The organism is Labrys methylaminiphilus subsp. lupini, assembly GCF_051161885.1.
In the GTDB taxonomy this organism is placed as follows: domain Bacteria; phylum Pseudomonadota; class Alphaproteobacteria; order Rhizobiales; family Labraceae; genus Labrys.
Window position 1 is genome coordinate 348,708 of record NZ_JBMDIH010000001.1, and the last position, 19,134, is coordinate 367,841.

The window sequence follows — 19,134 nt, forward strand, 5'->3', positions numbered from 1 at the left end:
CGGCCTTGATCGTATCGAATATCAATGCGCCATCAGGCCGAAGGGGCCGGCTCCATGCCGCCTTCCGTCTGCGGGGGCGGGCGACGTGGCTTGCCGGCGGAGATGGCCGAGCCGCGGGTCGTCTGGGGCTCGTCCAGCGGATCGCGCGAAGGCGGCTTGCCGTTGAGGAGGTCGCGGATCTCGTCGCCGGTCAGCGTTTCATATTCGAGCAGCGCCTGAGCCAGGGCCTCGAGCTCGTCCCGTTTTTCGGTAAGGATGTGCTTGGCGTCTTCCCAGCCCTGATTGATCAGGCGGCGCACTTCGGCGTCGATCTTCTGGGAGGTCGCCTCGGACACGCTTTGCGTACGGCCCATGGACATGCCGAGGAAGACCTCGTCCTGGTTCTCGCCATACATCACGGTGCCGAGCTCATCCGAATAGCCGTAGCGGGTGACCATGGCCTTTGCCATGCGCGTGGCCTGCTCGATGTCGCCGGCGGCGCCGGAGGTGATGTTCTCCTTGCCGAAGATCATCTCCTCGGCCACGCGGCCGCCCATGGCGACGGCGAGCTGGGAGGTGAACTCGACAAATTTCATCGAGTAGCGATCGCCCTCGGGCAGGAACTTCACCATGCCGAGCGCGCGGCCACGCGGGATGATCGTGGCCTTGTGCACCGGGATGCCCTTGGGCACGTTGAGGCCGACGACGGCGTGGCCCGCCTCGTGATAGGCGGTGAGGCGCTTTTCCTCCTCCGACATCGCCATGGTCTTGCGCTCGGCGCCCATCAGGATCTTGTCTTTGGCGTCCTCGAATTCGAGATGGGTGACCATGCGCTTGTTGCGGCGCGCTGCGAGCAGGGCAGCCTCGTTGACCAGGTTCATCAGATCGGCGCCCGAGAAGCCGGGCGTGCCGCGGGCGATGATCTTGAGGTCGACGTCGGGGGCGAGCGGAACCTTGCGCACATGCACGCGCAGGATCTTCTCGCGGCCGGACAAATCAGGGTTGGAAACCACGATCTGGCGGTCGAAGCGGCCGGGACGCAGCAGGGCAGGGTCGAGCACGTCGGGGCGGTTGGTCGCCGCGATGATGATGATGCCCTCGTTGGTTTCGAAGCCATCCATCTCGACCAGCAACTGGTTGAGGGTCTGCTCACGCTCGTCATTGCCGCCGCCCAGGCCGGCGCCACGATGGCGGCCGACGGCGTCGATTTCGTCGATGAATATGATGCAGGGCGCGTTCTTCTTGGCCTGCTCGAACATGTCGCGCACGCGGCTGGCGCCGACGCCCACGAACATTTCGACGAAGTCGGAACCGGAAATGGTGAAGAAAGGCACGTTGGCTTCGCCGGCGACGGCACGCGCCGTCAGCGTCTTACCGGTGCCGGGCGGACCGACCAGCAGCACGCCGCGCGGGATACGGCCGCCCAGGCGCTGGAATTTCTGGGGATCGCGCAGGAACTCGACGATCTCCTGCAGGTCCTCCTTGGCCTCGTCGATGCCGGCCACGTCATCGAAGGTGACGCGGCCATGGGCCTCGGTCAGCAGCTTGGCCTTGGACTTGCCGAAGCCCATGGCCTTGCCGCCGGCACCCTGCATCTGGCGGGACAGGAAGATCCACACACCGATCAGAGCCAGGATCGGCAAGGCCTGCAGCAGGAGCTGCAGCAGCCATGGTGTTTCGGCGGGCGGCGCGGCACTGACCTGCACGCCCAAATCATTCAATGTCTTGGCCAGTCCCGGGTCGTTGGGCAATTGCGTGGTGAAGTTCGAGCCGCCATTGACGTAGCTGCCCTTGAGCTCACTACCCGTGATGGTGACGTCCTTGACCTTGCCTTCCTTGGCCGATTTCACCAGTTCGGAATAGGAGATCGAACTGTCGGCGGAAGCGCTTTGGCTACCCGTCTGCCGGAACAGAGTGAAGAGTGCCAGCAACAGCAGCACTACGATCACCCAAAGCGCAAAATTTCGGAAGTTCGCGTTCATCTCTTGCCTTTCGCGGCGGACGGCCTGCCTGTGCAGGAGACGCCACAGCATATCGCGGCTAAAATAGGCACGGGCGAGCCAAATGCCAAGCCAAGCCCGTGGGATAGATAGCCCTGCGCTCCCTTATAGAAGTGGCGAGGGCTTGTCACGGTGAAGATTCGAGTGGCGCATGCGCCGCTAATTTCTTGAAATAGGCCATTATTTTGCCGCTTCTAGGGCAAGGCCGGTGGAAAATGACAATTTCTACATCTTGGTTTTTGCAGCACCGCGCCGGCGTTCGGGCTCACGGGTGATTTGCAGATTGCCGGCCTTGTCCAGCCGCAGCAGCGTGCCGCCGAGGCTGCGCTGCCAGGATCCGCCTTGGCCGAGAGCCGGGTCGAGGGCTTGATCGAATGCTGCGGCCAGCGCCTCCAACCGTTCGAGGCGCAGGCCATAGACTGATGCCTTGCTCTCGTCCTGCATCAGCAGGACGGCTCGCTCCAGGATACGCAGCCTGATATCGGCGGGGCAGGCCGCAAACCCCGGGCCGTCGAGATGCAGGCGGTCTTGTTCCCGTCGGGCGAGAATCTCGAAACGCTCGGCCGCAACGGCCTCAAGGGCATCGTTGCTGCGCGCGGCGCGGCGGGCGAGCAAGGCCAGGCGTGCCGGGTCGAGGCCGAGCGGTGCGAGCTGGGCGAGAAGGGCGCGCAGGCGTACGCGCTCGAATCGGGGATTGCGGTTGGAGGGATCTTCGAGCCAGGCCACCCCGGCGGCCTGCAGGGTCGCCACCAGCCGGGCCCGCGTCGTGCCGAGCAGGGGGCGGAGAAGGCTGAGGTCGGCCAGGGGCGTGAGGGGACGCATCGCCGCCAGGCCGTCGACGGCCGAGCCGTGAAGCAGCCGCATCAGCACGGTTTCGGCCTGGTCGTCGAGCGTATGGGCTGTGGCGATCGCGTCCGCTCCGACTTCGGTGGCCACCGCAGTCAGCAGGGCGTAACGGGCGCTGCGAGCCGCTTCCTGCAAGCGTGCGGCCGGCTTGTCGCCCTCCCAGCGCTTGACGATACAGGGCAAACCAAGATCGACGGCCCTTGCGGAAACGATACGGCATTCCTCCGCGCTTTCGGCACGCAGGGCGTGATCGATGCTCGCGACGGTGAGACGGGTTTGCGGGCTTTGCTCGCGCCAGCGCGCGGCCAGCAGCATCAGGGCGGTGGAATCGCCGCCGCCCGAGACAGCGAGGATTACATGGGCGCGATTGTGGAAATCGGCGAAGAGGGCAGGAAGTTCCTGCAGGGCAATGGCTGCGGACACGGCTCAGTCCCCGAACGCGCGGTTTGCGTCCGCAATGGCAATGTTCCGGTCAGGCATCTGCAGATGCCTGACTCACCCCACCTTGCAGGCGTTCTTCTTGATCTCGCGATCGGCACCGCTGAGGATGGTCGGGCCGGCCTTGGGGTATTTGCTGCCGACGGCCTGAAGAGCCGCGCAGGCTGCATCCTTCTCACCCATGGCCGCCAGCGTGATGCCCAGCTTGAGCATGCTGGCGGGTGCGCGCCTGGAATTGGAATAGGTCTTGGTGACCTTCAGGAACTGCTCGGCCGCATCGGTATATTGCTTGCGCTGATAGAGGCTCTCGCCGATCCAATGGATGGCGTCGGGCACGCGCTTGTCCTTGGGATGGCTGGCGACGAAATTGCGAAAGGCGGCCTCGGCCTGGTCGTAGCGCTGGGTCTCGATCAGGCGATAGTCGGAAGCATATTCGGCCTCCGGCGTAGCGGGGGCGGCCGGTGCCGGTGCCGGTTCAGCGCCGGCTTCCGGCGCATTGCTGGCCATGGGACGCGATGTGTCGACGGCGATACCCGGCAGGCCAGGGGAGACGGTGGAGTTGCGCGGGCGCGGCGTCGAGGGCGGCGGCGCCTGTTCGGGAACATCGCCTGTGGAGTCCTGCATGGCGACATCGTTGCCACCGCGGGCGGGAAGGCTGCCCAGGGAATTGGGCTGCGTGGCCGGGGCGCTCTGGCCGCTCTTCTGGCGCGAAGGCGCGCTGGGCGCCGGCTTTGGAGCGGACGCCTTGCCCCCGCCGCCTTCGAGGGCCTGCAGGCGATATTCGGTATCCTCCTGCTGCCGCTTCATGTCGTCCTGAAGCTTGCGCACCTGTGACTGTAGATCCTCGACGGTACCAAGCAGTCGGCGGTTCTCGCCTTCGAGCCGTTGTACGCGCACGAGAAGATCGCCCATGGTGGATTCCTGGGCTACGACATAACCGTTCTGCGGCGCGCTCGGGGCCGCAGCCGCGGGGGGCTGTTCATCGGTCGAGCCTGTGACGTTGCCGTCATACCCGGCCTGTGCGGGCGGCTGGGGGTAAGGCTGGTCGGGCGTGTAGCTGTTGTCCTGCGTGGACTGGTCCTGCCCGACGCTGCCGGGCGGCATCAGTCCCTCGTCATAGGACGCTGCGCGCACCGGGCCCAAGGGCAGGGCCAGGGTCACGGCCAGCAAAAGCGCGGCGGAAGCGGGGCGGAGCATGAGGCGGCTCATTCGGTTGCAATCAATCCAAAGCGTTCTGCGATCTGGCGGAATCGCCGTAAATCGCAAGGATGGGTCGAAACTCGGTATTCGGGCAAGGCGTGTTCTCATAAAAACACATCTTGCTCCAGTCACGTCGATACCACACAGGTCAAGTCAGGCGAAACTTTGAACAAACGGCTTTCCCCATGATAGAAATGGCGCAAACCCCGCCGAATTTCGGCGGCGTGCTTAATGAGGCGTGCCACAGCCTGCCTCTTCGGGTCTATTACGAGGACACCGATTTCTCCGGCATCGTCTACCATGCCAACTATCTGCGCTTCTTCGAACGGGGGCGAACCGAGTTCATCCGCGCGCTCGGTGTCGATCAACTCGCCCTTCACCGCGAAGAGGGCATCGCCTTTGCCGTGCGTTCGATCCAGGTCGAGTTCCTGCGCCCTGCGTTGATGGACGACATCGTCGAAGTGGAGACCAAGGCCGGCGAGGTGCGCGGGCCTTCGCTGCATCTCGAACAGAGCATCCGGCGGGGCGAGGAAGTCCTGACCACCGCCAAGGTTCTGGTGGTCTGTATCCGCAACGGCCGGCCCCAGCGCCTGCCGGAGAGTCTGCGCAACGTGTTGTCCAGAGCATAGTGCATTGAAGCGTAAATGCTTTTTTGCGCCAACGTCTTGTTTCCGCACTTCTTCGCGGTTTGGGCTGTTTCCATCAAATCGTAAAACGCTTTAGTCGGGATCAGTAATCGGTCGGCTTTGGAGCCGCCGTCATCAATGTTGCAGCGCATCGTAAATAAGAATTCGCGAATCGAGGTCGGCCGTAACCCGACATTAACGGTACCGATGATCAATAGGCCTGGAATCCGCCGTTTATCGCGGTCGGGAAGGGGTGCCGCACTGCGGTCACATTCAAACGTCAAAAGGAGCCCGTGACGCTTGGTGTTGTTGCTCTGCACAACCAGGTGCGTGGATTTCCCGAGTAACGTTTGGTGTGTGCCGGGGCGGTGCCTGAGGCAGGCTTGATCTCGGCTTGAAGCGCGGGATCGAGATCAGGCTCGCCGATTATTGTTGCGACTATGCCGATCTTGCACGGATCTGCTTAGCTACGAATGTGCCGATCCCCTGCGGACCGGCTTGGCCCGTCGGCCTCAGGACGAGGAATTGAAGGAATGGAAGCGACCGCCGATATGGCCCAGACGGCCCTGGCTCCGGTAACCGATGTGAGCCTGCTCGGATTGATCATGAATGCCGGTCTGGTCGTCCAGATCGTCATGCTGGGCCTGATGGCAGCCTCGGTGTGGTGCTGGGCCATCATCATCGACAAGGCCATCCTGTTCTCGCGTTCGCGTGCCGCCATGAATCGTTTCGAGCAGGTGTTCTGGTCGGGCCAGAGCCTGGAAGAGCTCTATCGTTCGCTGTCGCAGCGCCAGAACTACGGCATGGCCGGCCTGTTCGTCTCCGCCATGCGCGAGTGGAAGCGCTCGCTCGAATCCCCCGGCCGCTCCTTCCTCGGCCTGCAGGCCCGCATCGAAAAGGTGATGGACGTCACCGTTCAGCGCGAGGTGGAGCGCCTGGAATCCAAGCTCCTGGTGCTCGCCACCGTCGGCTCCTCCAGCCCGTTCATCGGTCTGTTTGGCACGGTGGTCGGTATCATGACCGCTTTCCAGTCGATCGCGGCCACCAAGAATACCTCGCTCGCCGCCGTGGCGCCCGGTATTTCCGAAGCCCTGTTCGCCACCGCGATGGGTCTGGTCGCCGCCATTCCGGCGGTGATCGCCTACAACAAGTTCAACGCGGAAGTCGCCAAGCAGCAGGCGCGCCTGGAAGGCTTCGCCGACGAATTCTCCGCCATCCTGTCGCGCCAGATCGACGAGCGCCTGGCCGCCTGAGCGGCCGCCTCGTTCCGGTCCCTCATTCAAGGAAAGCATCATGGGTGGAAGTGTCGCGACAGGTTCAGGCGGCTCGGGTGGCGGAACACGCCGCCGCCGCCGTCACAAGGCGCCGATTGCCGATATCAACATGACGCCGTTCATCGACGTCATGCTGGTGTTGCTCATCATCTTCATGGTCGCTGCGCCGCTGTTGACCCAAGGCGTCGATATCGATCTGCCACAGACCCAGGCGAAGGCCATTTCGGTGGACAAGCGCCCGATCACCGTCTCCATCAAGGCGGACGGCCAGTCCTATCTGAACGACAGCGACAAGCCGGAGCCTGATTTGCTCGGCCGCCTCAAGGCGATGACGGAGAACGGGGCAGGGGTCGAAGAGCGCATTTTCGTCAAGGGCGACGGCAAGGCAAGCTGGGATCAAATTGCCAAGGTGATGAGCGATATCACGAGCGCGGGGTTCAAGAAGGCAGCGCTGGTAACCCAGCCGCAGAGCTAGAAACGGGAATGCTCGCATTTACCTCGTTTCGGCTAATGTTCGCGCTGACAGGCGGGCGGCACGGGGGCGGGGTAGCTTGGCGACGTCGCGGAATATCGAGCAGGCGATGACGTCGGGATTGGGGTTTGAAAGGCCGGTTTGAGTACGATGCGTGATTATGGACTTCCCGTTTCGGCGGCGGTGCATGTAATTTTGCTGGGAGCGTTGCTGTTCGCGTTTCCGGCCGCCAAGCCGCTCGACTCGGCCCCGGCCGTTCCGGTGGATATGGTCACGCCGGAACAATACGACCAGATCATGAAGGGCGATCCGACACCGTCGGCCGGCGGTGGCGGCGGACAGGAAGCGCCGCAGCAGGTGCAGGCTCCGCCGACGCCGCCCACGCGTGACGTACCGGATGCCGAAGTCGCCGACAATTCCGACGACGCCCCGCCGCCCCTGCCGACACGCAAGCCCGAATCGAAACCGGATACGCAGGCCCTCGCCAAGCTGGCTGAGGCCGCTGCCGCTGCCGAGGCCGCCGCCAAGGCCCAGGAACAAGCCAAGGCCGAGGCTGCGGCCAAGACTGCGCAGGCCAAGGCGGAAGCTGCGGCGAAGGCGGCCCAGGCCAAGGCTGCCGCCGATGCTGCTGCCAAGGCGCAGGCCCAGGCCCGCGCCGAGCTTGCCGCCAAGGCCGATGCCGCGGCCAAGGAAGCGGCGGAGGCCGAAAAGCAGCAAAAGCTCGCCGAGGCCGCCGAAGCTGCCAAGAAGGCCGAGGCCGACAAGCAGCGCAAGGTCGCCGAGGCGGAAGCTGCCAAGAAGGCTGAGGCCGAGAAACAGCGCAAGATCGCCGAGGCGGAAGCCGCCAAGAAGGCTGAGGCCGAGAAACAGCAGAAGATCGCCGACGCCGAGGCCGCCAAGAAAGCGGAAGCCCAAAAGCAGAAACAACTCGCCGATGCCAAGGCCAAGGCTGATGCCGAGCGTCAGGCTGCCATCGACAAGGCCATCGCCGACAAGAAGGCAGAGGCTGCCAAGCAGGCTGCGGCCGCCAAGAACGCCAAGCAGCTCGACGGCATTGACGGTATCCTGGCCAAGCGCAAGGCCAAGGAAGGCCAGCAGGTGGCGAGCAATGTTCCGGCGACGACGCCGAGCAAGCCCTCCGGGCGGGCGGGCAATACCCGCGACAATGTCGGCCAGACTTCATCCACCGGCAGGCCGGATGCTAGTGCGCCCCGCCTGAGTATGGGCGAGCAAATGGCGATGCAGAGCATGATCAACAGTCAGATCAGGAGCTGTCTAAATCCCTCCTTTGGTAAGGATGGGGCCGGTGATAGCGCAACCATCCGCCTGCATATGAATGAGGACGGCACCATTGCGGACGCCCAATTGGTGAGTGCAAGCAATCCGACGGTCGCCGGTGCTGTTACGCGTGCAGTCAAGCGCTGCATCACAGCAGAGAACCCCTTGAAGTTCAAACGAGACCTCTACGCATCCTGGAAGGTCTTCAACTATGTCGTGAAGCCCGGCAGCTTTTGACCGAGTGTAAGGCCTTCCGAAAAATCGAGAGATGAGAATGTCCATCGCCTCCTTGTTACATAAAAAGGTCAGCCTTCTATTGGCCGCACTGGCCGTGGCCACTTTGAGCACGACGGTACCAGCGGCTGCGCAGAGCAGCATATTGACGCTGACCTATGATGGAGCGACGGCGGTTACCCCTGTTTCCGTTGCTGTTATGCCCATCAGCGGGGGCGGACGCGATCTCTCGGGCGTAATCAGCAACGACCTTGGTCGCTCGGGTTTGTTCCAGCCGATCGATTCCAAGGCTTTCGTCGAGCAGGTAGGACCAAACGCGGCGCCTAATTTCGCCAGCTGGCAGACGCTGAATGCCCAGGTCGTGGTGGCCGGCCAAGTAGTGGCAGGTGGGAGCGGTCTCAGCATCCAGGTTCGTGTCTGGGATGTCGTCCAAGGCAAGCAGATTGCCGGCCAGCAGTTCTCGACCTCTGCCAATAACTGGCGTCAGCTCGGCCATGTCGCCGCCAACGCGGTATTCAAGGCAGTGACGGGTGAGCCCGGCGCTTTCGACACACGCATCGCTTTTATCTCCGAATCCGGCTCCAAGGATAAGCGCGTGAAGCGTCTTGCCGTCATGGACCAGGATGGCGCAAATACCGTCTATCTCAGCCGTGGCACCGATCTGGTGCTGACGCCGCGCTTCTCTCCGACCAACCAGGAGCTGACCTATCTGTCCTTCGGCAATGCCGATCCCCGCGTCTATCTGGCCAATGTCCAGACCGGCCAGCGTGAAGTGGTCGGCAACTTCCCGGGCATGACCTTCTCGCCGCGGTTTTCGCCCGATGGCCGCAAGGTCATCATGAGCTTGGAGAAGAACGGCTCCTCGACCATCCAATTGCTGAATCTGCAGTCGAAGCAGGCGACGCAGCTCACCAATGGCAGCGCGATCGATACCTCGCCATCCTATTCACCGGATGGCAGCCGCATCGTGTTCGAATCGGACCGCGGCGGCACCCAGCAGATCTACATCATGAACGCCGATGGTTCGAACCAGCAGCGCATCACCGGCGGTGATGGCGGTGCTCGCTACTCGACTCCGGTGTGGTCGCCCCGCTCCGACCTGATCGCCTTCACCCGCCAGAAAGGCGGCCAGTTCGGCATCGGCATCATGAAGCCGGACGGTACGGGCGAGCGCATGATCACCGAGGGCTTCCACAATGAAGGCCCGACTTGGGCCCCCAACGGTCTCTATCTGATGTGGTTCCGCGACCTTGGCCAGGGCCCGCAGCTCTGGCAGGCCTCGATCTTCGGCACCCCCGAGCAGCGCGTGCCGACGCAAGGCTATGCCTCCGACCCGGCTTGGTCCGCCAATCTGTTCAAGCGGAATTAACGGGGAAAGCTGTTCGGCTTTCAGGTATCGGCTCAAGCCCTCCCCTTCATCGGGGAGGGTTTTTCATTTGGCCTGCGACGATTGCTTCCTTCGCGGCGGCCTTGCGGGTGGGCCAGTCCTCGTCCGCAATTTCAGCCTCGTCGAGTGCCACCGGTTTGAGGCGCCGGGCATAGCGCTGGGCCAGGATGGCGCAGGTCATCAGCTGGATCTGGTGGAAGAGCATCAGCGGCAGCACGATGGCCCCGATGTTCTGGCCGGCGAAAATCACGGTTGCCATCGGCACGCCGGTGGCGAGGCTTTTCTTCGAGCCGCAGAACACGATGGTGATCTCGTCCTCCTTGGAGAAGCCGAGACGGCGGCTGCCATAGGTGGTGATAACCAGCACCAAAGCGAGCAGGGCGGCATCGACGAACACCATGGTGAGCAAGGCCGTAGCCGAGAATTGCCGCCACAGGCCGCCCGTGACGGCATCGGAAAAGGCCAGATACACCACCATCAGGATCGAGCTGCGGTCGACGAAGCTCAGCACATAGCGGTGCCGGCGCACGAAACTACCGATCCAGGGTTGCAGCACCTGGCCGAGCACGAAGGGCAGCAGGAGCTGGGTGACGATGGTGATCAGGACGGAACCGGAAAAGCCCGCGCCGCGCGAAGCGAAAAGCAGGCCCGCCAGCAGCGGTGTGATGAAGATGCCGAGAATGTTGGAGCCCGATGCCGCGCAGACGGCAGCAGGGACATTGCCGCCCGCTATCGACGTGAAGGCGATCGAGGACTGTACCGTCGAGGGCAGGATGGCGAGGAAGAGGATGCCGCTGGCCAGCGTCGGCGTCAGCGCCGAGACCAGGCCGTAATCGAGGGCGAGCGCCAGTACCGGGAAGAGGGCGTAGGTCGATAGCAGGATGGTCAGGTGCAGGCGCCAATGCGAAAGACCGGCAATCACCGTTTCGCGCGAGAGCCGGGCACCGTGCAGGAAAAAGAGCAGGGCGATCGCGCCGTTGGTCAGGGCTCCGAATATCTCGGCCGGCTTGCCCGCGATGGGCATGAAGCTCGCCAACGCCACGACGCCCAGCAGCATCAGCATGAAATTGTCGGGGCGGAAGCGCGAGAACAAGTTGATGACCACCTGACGGGGAGAGACGGTGTTGCCGAAAAGACCGGCGCCGAAAATGCCGCTCAGCGTTAACCCATCCTTGCGAGGGGCGGAAGCCTCACCAGCGCCGTGGCGGGCAGGCGCAGACCTGCCATGCACGCGCCGTGTGGGAGCAGGACGCTCGCAGCGCTGCTGTGCCGCACCATCGGCGGGGTCAGGCGCGCTGGAAGGCGCTCGGCCGGACGACCACCGGTTCGGTGGCCGCGCCGCGGAAATAGCGGGCCTCGCCATTGCCGGCGAAAAGAGCGGCGTTGAGCAGCTTCAGGCCGACCGGCTTGTTGTTCTCGCTGGTCCTGAGACTGGGCGTATCGACCTCCACCACCGTGCCTTGGGTGCCCAGGGCCACCTCCAGGCGGCGGGTGGCGCCGACGCGGCGCTGCGCCACGATCAACCCGTTGAGGACCGATGCGCCCGGTTCGACCGGTGCGACGTCGTGCGGGCGTAAGAACAGGCTGGCCGGCCCGTCCGGCAGGCCGTCGGCATTGAAGGGCAAAGCGGTGCCTTCGAGCAGGATGCGACCCTGCGAAATCGTCACCGGCACACGGCTCGACTCGCCGATGAACCCGAAGATGAAGGGGGTGGCCGGATGGTCGTAGATTTCGTCGGGCACGCCGAGCTGGTCGATGCGGCCCTTGTCCAGCACGGCGATGCGATCCGACAGCTCCAGCGCCTCGTCCTGGTCGTGGGTGACGAAGATGGTGGTGTGGCCGGTCTTGTCATGGATGGTGCGCAGCCAGCTGCGCAATTCCTTGCGGACCTTGGCATCGAGGGCGCCGAAGGGCTCATCGAGCAGCAATACCTTGGGTTCCACCGCCAAGGCGCGGGCGAGGGCGACGCGCTGGCGCTGGCCGCCGGAGAGCTGGGACGGGAAGCGCTGGCCGAAAGCGCCGAGTTGCACCAGATCGAGGAGTTCGGCCACACGCCGGACGATTTCGCCTTCTGCCGGCCGCTTGGCGCGCGGGCGCACCCGCAGGCCATAGGCGACATTGTCAGCCACCGTCATGTGGCGGAACAACGCATAATGCTGGAATACGAAGCCGACCCGGCGCTCCTGCACCGTCAGGCCGGCCGTGTCGTCCGTGCCGAAAAAGACCGTGCCGGTGGTAGGGCGCTCGAGCCCGGCGATGATGCGCAGCAGCGTGGTCTTGCCTGATCCGGAAGGGCCGAGCAGGCCGAGCAACTCGCCCGACTTGATGTCGAGATCGATGCCGTGCAAGGCCGGCGAGACGCCGTAGCTCTTGGTCAGGCCAGTAACGCGGATATCCATGGATCTGGTCCTTATCAGTGCTTGGCGCCGTGGGCGAGTTCATCGCCATAGCGCCATTCGAGCAGCGTCTTGGCCACGAGGGTCACCAGGGCCAGCAGGGCAAGCAGGGAAGCGACGGCAAAGGCGGCAATCGCGGCCGAGCCTCCACCTTCATAGAGGATCTGGATATGCAGCGGCATGGTGTTGGTGCCGCCGATGACGTGGCCCGATACCACCGAGACCGCTCCGAACTCGCCCATGGCCCTGGCATTGCACAAGAGTACGCCATAGAGCAGGCCCCAGCGAATGTTGGGCACGGTCACCGTCCAGAACATTTTCAGCGGCGAAGCGCCCAGCGTCAGCGCCGCCTCCTCGTCCGCCTTGCCCTGGGCCTGCATCAGCGGAATGAGTTCGCGCGCCACGAAGGGGAAGGTGACGAAGATGGTGGCGAGCACGATGCCGGGCAGGGCGAAGATGATCTGGATGCGATGGGCTGATAGCCAGGGGCCGAGCAGGCCCTGGGCGCCGAACAGCAGCACGAAGACGAGGCCCGCCACCACCGGTGACACCGAGAAGGGCAGGTCGATCAGGGTGATGAGCAGGCTCTTGCCCTTGAAATCGAACTTGGCCACGGCCCAGGCCGCGATCACGCCGAAGACGATGTTGAGCGGCACCGCGATCAGGGCGACGATCAAGGTCATCCAGACGGCCGTGCGGGTATCCGGGTCCTCGAAGGACTCAAAATAGGCGGCCGCTCCGCTGCGGAAGGCCTGGTAGAACACCTCGATCAGCGGCATTACCAGGAAGGCCGCCAGGAAAGCGAGGGCGATGCCGATCAGCACGCGCCGGACCAGGCGGGATTCACTGGTGACGTTGTGTTCGCGCGAGACGGGCGGTTCGCGATAGAGCTCGATCGCGAGTTCGGAGGTCGCTTCAGGCATCACCCATCCTCCTGCGGCTCCAGGCCTGGATCAGGTTGATCGCCAGCAGCATGGCGAAGGAAATCGCCAGCATGATGATGGCGATGGCGGCGGCATCGGCATATTTGTTCTGCTCGAGCTTCTGGAAGATCAGGCTCGGCACGATCTCCGAGACATAGGGGATGTTGCCTGCGATGAAGATCACCGAGCCATATTCCCCGACGGCGCGGGCGAAGGCGAGGGCAAAGCCGGTCATCACCGCCGGCAGCAAGGGCGGCAGCAGCACGCGCGTCACCGTCTGGAAGCGCGTGGCACCGAGCGTGGCCGAGGCCTCCTCGATCTCCTTGTCGATCTCGGCGAGCACCGGCTGGAGCGTACGCACCACGAAGGGCAGGCCGATGAAGACGAGGGCGACGAAGATGCCCTTGGTGGTGAAAGCGACCTTGATGCCGGCAAGGGCGAAGAACTGGCCGATCCAGCCATTGGAGGCATAGAGGCTCGACAAGGCGAGGCCCGCCACGGCTGTCGGCAGGGCAAAGGGCAGGTCCACGGCGGCATCGACCAGGCGCTTGCCCGGGAAGTCATAGCGGACGAGCACCCAGGCGACGATGACGCCGAAGACGACATTGACCAGGGCCGCGAGGAGCGAAATGCCGAAGGTGACCCTCAGGGCGGCGGAAACCTGTCCCTCGGTCGCGATTGCCATGATGCCGGAAGGGCCGAGCACGGCCGCCTTCTGCAACAGCGCGGCCAGGGGGATCAGCACGATCAGGCTGAGATAGAAGATCGTGTAGCCCAGCGTCAGCCCGAAGCCCGGCAGGGCGGTCGGCTTGACGAAGGGGGCTCGCAAGGTGGCGGCAAGAGCCATGGGTGTCCTGTGGCGATCACATTCCCTTACCCTCCCCTGGAGGGGGAGGGTCGGCCCGAAGGGCCGGGGTGGGGTGAAATAGGGGGCGCTGGAAATGGATGCGGGGGGACCTCACCACGGAGAGTCATCCCACCCCGAGGCTTCGCCTCGACCCTCCCCCTCCAGGGGAGGGTAGGTCCACTACCCCTTCGGCTTGTAGATCTGGTCGAAGATGCCGCCATCGGCGAAATGCTTGGCCTGAACCTTGGCCCAGCCACCGAATTGGGGCTCGGAAATCGTAAACAGCTTCAACTTGGCAAAACGAGCGAGATCGGCCGGATCGGCGGCTGCCTCGTCGCTGGCGCGATAGCCGTTATGGGCGATGATCTTCTGGGCGGCCGGGGTGTAGAGAAAATTGAGATAGGCCTCGGCCTGCTTGCGCGTGCCCTTGGCGTCGACATTGGCGTCGACGATGCTGACGGGCGGTTCGGCCAGGATCGAGATCGAGGGAACCACGACCTCCAGCTTGTCCTCGCCGAATTCCTTCAGCGTCAGGAAGGCCTCGTTCTCCCAGGCGATCATCACGTCGCCGACTTCGCGCTGCGCGAAGGTGATGGTGGCGCCGCGGGCCGCCGAGTCGAGCACCGGCACGTTGTGGTAGAGCGCAGCCACGAAATCGCGGGTCTTGGTCTCGTCGCCGCCGGTCTTGTCCCAGGCATAGCCCCAGGCAGCCAGATAGTTCCAGCGCGTGCCGCCACCTGTCTTGGGATTGCCGGTGATCACGGCGACGTCGGGGCGCACGAGGTCGCCCCAGTCCTTGATGCCCTTGGGATTGCCCTTGCGCACCACGAAAACGATGGTGGAGGCATAGGGCGTGGAATTGCGCGGCAGGCGGGACTGCCAGTTTTCCGGGATCTTGTTGGTCGCCTTGGCGATGGAATCGATGTCGTTGGACAGGGCCAGCGTCACCACATCGGCATCGAGCCCGTCGATGACGGCGCGCGCCTGCTTGCCGGAGCCGGCATGGGACTGCTTGATGGTGACGTCCTCGCCCGTCTTGGCCTGCCAGTCCGCCGCGAACGCCTTGTTGATCTCCTTGTAGAGCTCGCGCGTGGCGTCATAGGACACGTTGAGAAGCTCGGCGGCATGGCCGCGCGCGGGCGCGCCAAAGGTCATCCACAGCACGAAGCCGAGAGCCAGCAGCACGGCGAGAGTGTCGCGAAGGCGGGTGGGGCTGGTCATGCCGTTCATTTCACAACCTGGAAGTGGGAAAGGAGAATTTACAACTTCTTTATATATCCACTAAATCAATCGACATTGTCAATGTGTTAAATGCAATAAATTCCACAACAATTGTGTGTTATATGGCGGCTGCCGCCAAAAGGAAAGCGGGCCCTTGGGGCCCGCTCTGATCGCGTTCGTTTGTGCGCCTTATTGCGGCTTGTAGATCTCGTCGAACACGCCGCCATCGCCGAAATGCTTGGGCTGGGCGGTCTTCCAGCCCCCGAAGCGGGGATCGTCGATGGTCACCAGCTTAAGCTTGGGGAAGCGGGCGAGATCGGCCTTGTCGGCTGCGGCTTCATCGATCGGCCGATAGAAGTTGTGGGCGATGATCTTCTGGGCGGCCGGGGTGTAGAGGAAGTTGAGATAGGCCTCGGCCTGCTTGCGCGTGCCCTTGGCATCGACATTGGCGTCGACGATGGCCACCGGCGGCTCAGCCAGGATCGAGGAGGAAGGTGAGACGATCTCGTATTTGTCGGCGCCGAACTCCTGCAGCGTTAGGAAGGCCTCATTCTCCCAGGCGATCAGGACGTCGCCGGTGTCGCGCTGGGCGAAGGTGACGGTGGAGCCGCGGGCGCCCGAGTCGAGCACGGGAACGTTGCGATAGAGCGCCGCCACGAAGTCGCGGGCCTTGGCCTCGTCGCCGCCATTCTTGTCGAAGGCGTAGCTCCACGCGGCCAGATAGTTCCAGCGAGCGCCGCCGCTCGTCTTGGGATTGGGCGTGATCACCGCAATGCCGGGCTTGACCAGATCGTCCCAATCCTTGACGCCCTTGGGATTGCCCTTGCGCACCACGAAGACGATGGTCGAGGTATAGGGCGAGGAATTGTGCGGCAGGCGTGACTGCCAATTGTCCGGAAGCTTCTTGGTCGCCTTGGCGATGGCGTCGATGTCGCCGGACAGAGCGAGGGTGACCACATCGGCTTCCAGGCCATCGATGACCGAGCGCGCCTGCTTGCCCGAACCGCCATGCGACTGCTTGATGGTCAGTTCCTCACCGGCCTTGGCCTTCCAGTCGGCGGTGAAGGCGGTATTGATCTCCTTGTAGAGCTCGCGCGTCGGATCATAGGAGACATTGAGCAATTCGGCGGCGCGGGCGCCGGCAAGAGCGCCGAAAACCAGCCAGAGCACGAGGCCGAGGGCCAGGAGTACGCCGAGCGTGTCCCTCAGGCGCGCAAGGCGGAGCGTTTTGATCGTCATGATGTCGGTTTCCAGTCGGGAGGAGCGTGTCCCGAATGTCCACTAAATCAATCGACCTTGTCAATCTATAAAATGCATAGATTAATGGTATTATAAATCAATTCACATGAAGTGAATGTGCGACAAGATTGCCACAGTGCATGAGAAAGGCGGCCTGCCTTGCCCGAGCCCAGCCGGAGCCACCTTTGCGCCGGAATTGATCAGCACTTGGTTAACCATAGTGGCAATTTGGCTCTTGCGGCGAGGCGCGGCGGTACCACAGCGGCCAAGAAATCGCCACGGGCCGTGTTTCCAGAACGTTCGATTAACCAGCTTTCGCTATGGCTGGTTTACCAATTCTGACGACCGGAGGAGTAACCGGAATGATGACGTCCCTGCGCGCGGTCCCCGCACTGCGCTTTGCCGCTGCACTGACCTGCGTGCTTGCACTGGCGGCCTGTAAGAGCAAATCGGGTGCCGATGGTGGCCTCGGCGGTCCCGGTGGAGCCGGCGGTGGCGGCTACGGAGCCGGTGGCGCTGCATCGCCCGGTAGCCAGCAGGACTTCGTCGTGAATGTCGGCGATCGCGTGCTGTTCCTCGTCGACCAGTCCGACATCACCCCTGAGGGTCAGCAGACGCTGAACAAGCAGGCCCAGTGGCTGAAGGCCTATCCGCGCTACTCCGTCACCGTCGAAGGTCATGCCGACGAGCGTGGCACGCGTGACTACAACTTCGCCCTCGGCCAGCGCCGCGCCCAGTCGGTGCGCGACTATCTGATGGCTCAGGGCATTTCCGGCGGTCGCATGCGCACGATCTCCTACGGCAAGGAGCGCCCGGTCGCGACCTGCAACGACATCTCCTGCTGGTCGCAGAACCGCCGCGCCGTCACCGTGCTGAACGGCGGCAATTCCTAAGTTGGGGGGCAGGTCTTCGGACCCGCCTGACCCGTGGCCGGATCGTGATTATGCATAAGAAGGGCGCCCATCGAGGCGCCCTTTCCATTGGAAGAAGACGGGTCCGAAGACCCACCCCACCATCACTCTTCGTCGGTGAACAGCGGCATCTGCGGCGTCGTCGAACTCGGCACTGCCAGGCCGAGATGGCGATAGGCATGCGGGGTCATCACCCGGCCGCGCGGCGTGCGCTGCAGGAAGCCCTGCTGGATCAGATAGGGCTCGATGATGTCCTCGATGGCATCGCGCGGTTCGGAGAGGGCTGCGGCGATGGTCTCGATGCCCACAGGGCCGCCGCCGAAGCTGAGGGCGACTAGATTGAGGTAGCGGTTGTCCATGGCATCGAGCCCGGCCTGGTCGACTTCCAGCGCGCTCAGGGCCTTGTCGGCGATGGTGCGGGTAATGGTCTCGGCGCCCAGAACCGAGGCGAAGTCGCGCACGCGGCGCAGCAGGCGCCCGGCGATGCGGGGCGTACCGCGCGCGCGCCGGGCGATCTCGTTGGCACCGTCCTCGGCGATCGGCGTACCCATCACGCGCCCGCCACGCTTCACGATGAGCTCGAGCTCCTCCACCGTATAGAATTGCAGGCGGATGGGAATGCCGAAGCGGTCACGCAGCGGCGTGGTCAACAGGCCGGCCCTGGTGGTGGCGCCGACCAGTGTGAACTTGGCAAGATCGATGCGCACCGACCGTGCCGCCGGTCCCTCGCCGATGATGAGGTCGAGCTGGAAATCCTCCATCGCCGGATAGAGGATTTCTTCCACCGCCGGATTAAGGCGATGGATCTCGTCTATGAACAAGACGTCGCGTTCCTCGAGATTGGTGAGCAGTGCGGCGAGATCGCCCGCCTTGGCGATCACCGGCCCCGACGTGGCGCGAAAATTGACCCCGAGTTCGCGCGAGACGATCTGGGCCAGCGTGGTCTTGCCCAGGCCGGGGGGACCGACGAACAGCACATGGTCGAGGGCGTCGCCTCGCTTGCGGGCAGCCTCGATGAAGACGGAGAGATTTTCGCGTGCCTTGGCCTGGCCGACGAATTCGGAAAGATCCTGCGGGCGCAGCGTGGAGTCGGTCGTATCCTCGTTGCGCTGGTCACCGTCCAGCAGGCGGGCAGCCTTGGGCGCCTCAGCGCCGGATTGTCGCCGCGTCGGCTTCATCGCGACAATTCCTTCAGGCCGAGGCGAATGAGCTTGGCCGTCTCGGCACTTTCGCCAGCTTCGCGCAGGGCGGAAGCGATGGCGGCCGAGGCCTGGGTCTGGCCATAGCCGAGATTGACCAGGGCTGAGACGGCGTCGCTGATCGGGCCGGCGGCGCGCTGCTCGCCGAGATCGGCCTGCAGGCTAATCACATCGGCGGGGACGTGGCCGAAGCTCGGCACCTTGTCCTTGAGTTCGGTGACGATGCGCTGGGCCACCTTGGGACCGACGCCAGGAGCCCGCGCCACGGCGGCTTTGTCCCCGAGCGCGATGGCAGAAGCAAGGTCCGCCGGTTTGAGCGTGGAGAGGATGGCGAGTGCCACCCGGGTGCCGATGCCCTGCACCGTCTGCAACAGGCGGAACCAGTCCCGCTCATTGTCGCTGGTGAAGCCGAACAGCCGGATCTGGTCCTCGCGCACATAGGTCTCGATGGCGAGCACAGCCGCTTCGCCGGCGGAGGGCAGGGCGCCGAGCGTGCGGCTGGAGCAATAGACGACATAGCCCACACCCTGCACGTCGAGGATCACCCAATCCTCGCCATAGCTGTCAACGATGCCGCGCAGTTTACCAATCATGAGACCCTCATCGGGCCATATCTAGCGGTTTCGATTGATTCGTGCGCCCGCTTCACGTGCCGAGGTCCCGT

At 63.9% G+C, this 19,134-nt stretch carries 17 protein-coding genes; 6 read left to right on the forward strand and 11 right to left on the reverse strand.

Annotation, left to right across the window (positions count from 1 at the left end; genetic code table 11):
• Positions 1–32 precede the first annotated feature (32 nt).
• The 3 genes from ftsH to ybgF form a co-directional block, all read right to left on the reverse strand.
• On the reverse strand, positions 33–1,961 hold the full coding sequence (gene ftsH, locus ACN6KF_RS01555; protein WP_434955142.1) for an ATP-dependent zinc metalloprotease FtsH: 1,929 nt from the start codon (positions 1,959–1,961) through the stop codon (positions 33–35).
• 243 nt (positions 1,962–2,204) lie between these two features.
• Positions 2,205–3,248: a tRNA lysidine(34) synthetase TilS gene (gene tilS, locus ACN6KF_RS01560; protein ID WP_434955143.1), complete on the reverse strand. Its 1,044-nt coding sequence runs from the start codon at positions 3,246–3,248 to the stop codon at positions 2,205–2,207.
• A 72-nt stretch (positions 3,249–3,320) separates the two neighbouring features.
• Positions 3,321–4,460: a tol-pal system protein YbgF gene (ybgF, locus tag ACN6KF_RS01565; protein ID WP_434955144.1), complete on the reverse strand. Its 1,140-nt coding sequence runs from the start codon at positions 4,458–4,460 to the stop codon at positions 3,321–3,323.
• Positions 4,461–4,657: 197 nt separating this feature from the next.
• On the opposite strand from ybgF, the gene ybgC reads away from it, so the two are divergent.
• The 5 genes from ybgC to tolB all read left to right on the forward strand — a co-directional run bounded on the left by ybgC (position 4,658) and on the right by tolB (position 9,716).
• Entirely contained in the window at positions 4,658–5,092 is a 435-nt protein-coding gene (ybgC, locus tag ACN6KF_RS01570) for a tol-pal system-associated acyl-CoA thioesterase (protein ID WP_434955145.1), read from the forward strand.
• A 530-nt stretch (positions 5,093–5,622) separates the two neighbouring features.
• Positions 5,623–6,342 carry a protein TolQ gene (gene tolQ, locus ACN6KF_RS01575; RefSeq protein WP_068285660.1) on the forward strand — a complete coding sequence of 240 codons (720 nt, stop codon included), beginning with the start codon at positions 5,623–5,625 and terminating at the stop codon, positions 6,340–6,342.
• 40 nt (positions 6,343–6,382) lie between these two features.
• The gene (locus ACN6KF_RS01580; RefSeq protein WP_434955146.1) at positions 6,383–6,838 is read left to right on the forward strand and encodes an ExbD/TolR family protein; all 456 of its coding nucleotides are present in this window, start codon (positions 6,383–6,385) and stop codon (positions 6,836–6,838) included.
• A 147-nt stretch (positions 6,839–6,985) separates the two neighbouring features.
• On the forward strand, positions 6,986–8,350 hold the full coding sequence (tolA, locus tag ACN6KF_RS01585; protein ID WP_434955147.1) for a cell envelope integrity protein TolA: 1,365 nt from the start codon (positions 6,986–6,988) through the stop codon (positions 8,348–8,350).
• Between the two features lie 37 nt (positions 8,351–8,387).
• Positions 8,388–9,716, forward strand: a complete 1,329-nt coding sequence (gene tolB, locus ACN6KF_RS01590) for a Tol-Pal system beta propeller repeat protein TolB (RefSeq protein ID WP_434955148.1) — start codon at positions 8,388–8,390, stop codon at positions 9,714–9,716.
• Between the two features lie 46 nt (positions 9,717–9,762).
• On the opposite strand, the gene ACN6KF_RS01595 is transcribed toward tolB, so the two are convergent.
• From ACN6KF_RS01595 to ACN6KF_RS01620, 6 genes are all read right to left on the reverse strand, one after another.
• Positions 9,763–10,797: a bile acid:sodium symporter family protein gene (locus tag ACN6KF_RS01595; RefSeq protein WP_434959587.1), complete on the reverse strand. Its 1,035-nt coding sequence runs from the start codon at positions 10,795–10,797 to the stop codon at positions 9,763–9,765.
• A gap of 223 nt (positions 10,798–11,020) precedes the next feature.
• Complete coding sequence (locus tag ACN6KF_RS01600; RefSeq protein WP_434955149.1) at positions 11,021–12,133, reverse strand: sulfate/molybdate ABC transporter ATP-binding protein; 1,113 nt, start codon at positions 12,131–12,133, stop codon at positions 11,021–11,023.
• 14 nt (positions 12,134–12,147) lie between these two features.
• Positions 12,148–13,053, reverse strand: a complete 906-nt coding sequence (cysW, locus tag ACN6KF_RS01605) for a sulfate ABC transporter permease subunit CysW (RefSeq protein ID WP_434955150.1) — start codon at positions 13,051–13,053, stop codon at positions 12,148–12,150.
• Positions 13,046–13,900, reverse strand: a complete 855-nt coding sequence (cysT, locus tag ACN6KF_RS01610) for a sulfate ABC transporter permease subunit CysT (RefSeq protein WP_434955151.1) — start codon at positions 13,898–13,900, stop codon at positions 13,046–13,048. The genes cysW and cysT overlap by 8 nt, the downstream gene beginning before the upstream one ends.
• Positions 13,901–14,080: 180 nt before the next feature.
• On the reverse strand, positions 14,081–15,055 hold the full coding sequence (locus ACN6KF_RS01615; RefSeq protein WP_434959588.1) for a sulfate ABC transporter substrate-binding protein: 975 nt from the start codon (positions 15,053–15,055) through the stop codon (positions 14,081–14,083).
• A gap of 255 nt (positions 15,056–15,310) precedes the next feature.
• Positions 15,311–16,360, reverse strand: a complete 1,050-nt coding sequence (locus ACN6KF_RS01620; protein ID WP_434955152.1) for a sulfate ABC transporter substrate-binding protein — start codon at positions 16,358–16,360, stop codon at positions 15,311–15,313.
• Between the two features lie 362 nt (positions 16,361–16,722).
• Between ACN6KF_RS01620 and pal the strand changes: the two genes are divergently transcribed.
• On the forward strand, positions 16,723–17,253 hold the full coding sequence (gene pal, locus ACN6KF_RS01625) for a peptidoglycan-associated lipoprotein Pal (RefSeq protein WP_434955153.1): 531 nt from the start codon (positions 16,723–16,725) through the stop codon (positions 17,251–17,253).
• A gap of 122 nt (positions 17,254–17,375) precedes the next feature.
• On the opposite strand, the gene ruvB is transcribed toward pal, so the two are convergent.
• On the reverse strand, positions 17,376–18,449 hold the full coding sequence (ruvB, locus tag ACN6KF_RS01630) for a Holliday junction branch migration DNA helicase RuvB (RefSeq protein ID WP_434955154.1): 1,074 nt from the start codon (positions 18,447–18,449) through the stop codon (positions 17,376–17,378).
• Positions 18,446–19,063, reverse strand: coding sequence for a Holliday junction branch migration protein RuvA (gene ruvA, locus ACN6KF_RS01635; protein ID WP_434955155.1), 618 nt, complete (start codon positions 19,061–19,063; stop codon positions 18,446–18,448). The genes ruvB and ruvA overlap by 4 nt, the downstream gene beginning before the upstream one ends.
• Positions 19,064–19,134 lie beyond the last annotated feature (71 nt).

Coding starts and splice junctions, on each gene's coding strand:
- ftsH (WP_434955142.1), bottom strand. CDS start 1,961: ATGAACGCGAACTTCCGAAATTTTGCGCTTTGGGTGATCGTAGTGCTG.
- ybgF (WP_434955144.1), bottom strand. CDS start 4,460: ATGCTCCGCCCCGCTTCCGCCGCGCTTTTGCTGGCCGTGACCCTGGCC.
- ybgC (WP_434955145.1), top strand. CDS start 4,658: ATGGCGCAAACCCCGCCGAATTTCGGCGGCGTGCTTAATGAGGCGTGC.
- tolQ (WP_068285660.1), top strand. CDS start 5,623: ATGGAAGCGACCGCCGATATGGCCCAGACGGCCCTGGCTCCGGTAACC.
- ACN6KF_RS01580 (WP_434955146.1), top strand. CDS start 6,383: ATGGGTGGAAGTGTCGCGACAGGTTCAGGCGGCTCGGGTGGCGGAACA.
- tolA (WP_434955147.1), top strand. CDS start 6,986: ATGCGTGATTATGGACTTCCCGTTTCGGCGGCGGTGCATGTAATTTTG.
- tolB (WP_434955148.1), top strand. CDS start 8,388: ATGTCCATCGCCTCCTTGTTACATAAAAAGGTCAGCCTTCTATTGGCC.
- ACN6KF_RS01595 (WP_434959587.1), bottom strand. CDS start 10,797: ATGCTGATGCTGCTGGGCGTCGTGGCGTTGGCGAGCTTCATGCCCATC.
- ACN6KF_RS01600 (WP_434955149.1), bottom strand. CDS start 12,133: ATGGATATCCGCGTTACTGGCCTGACCAAGAGCTACGGCGTCTCGCCG.
- cysW (WP_434955150.1), bottom strand. CDS start 13,053: ATGCCTGAAGCGACCTCCGAACTCGCGATCGAGCTCTATCGCGAACCG.
- cysT (WP_434955151.1), bottom strand. CDS start 13,900: ATGGCTCTTGCCGCCACCTTGCGAGCCCCCTTCGTCAAGCCGACCGCC.
- ACN6KF_RS01615 (WP_434959588.1), bottom strand. CDS start 15,055: ATGACCTTTGGCGCGCCCGCGCGCGGCCATGCCGCCGAGCTTCTCAAC.
- ACN6KF_RS01620 (WP_434955152.1), bottom strand. CDS start 16,360: ATGACGATCAAAACGCTCCGCCTTGCGCGCCTGAGGGACACGCTCGGC.
- pal (WP_434955153.1), top strand. CDS start 16,723: ATGATGACGTCCCTGCGCGCGGTCCCCGCACTGCGCTTTGCCGCTGCA.
- ruvB (WP_434955154.1), bottom strand. CDS start 18,449: ATGAAGCCGACGCGGCGACAATCCGGCGCTGAGGCGCCCAAGGCTGCC.
- ruvA (WP_434955155.1), bottom strand. CDS start 19,063: ATGATTGGTAAACTGCGCGGCATCGTTGACAGCTATGGCGAGGATTGG.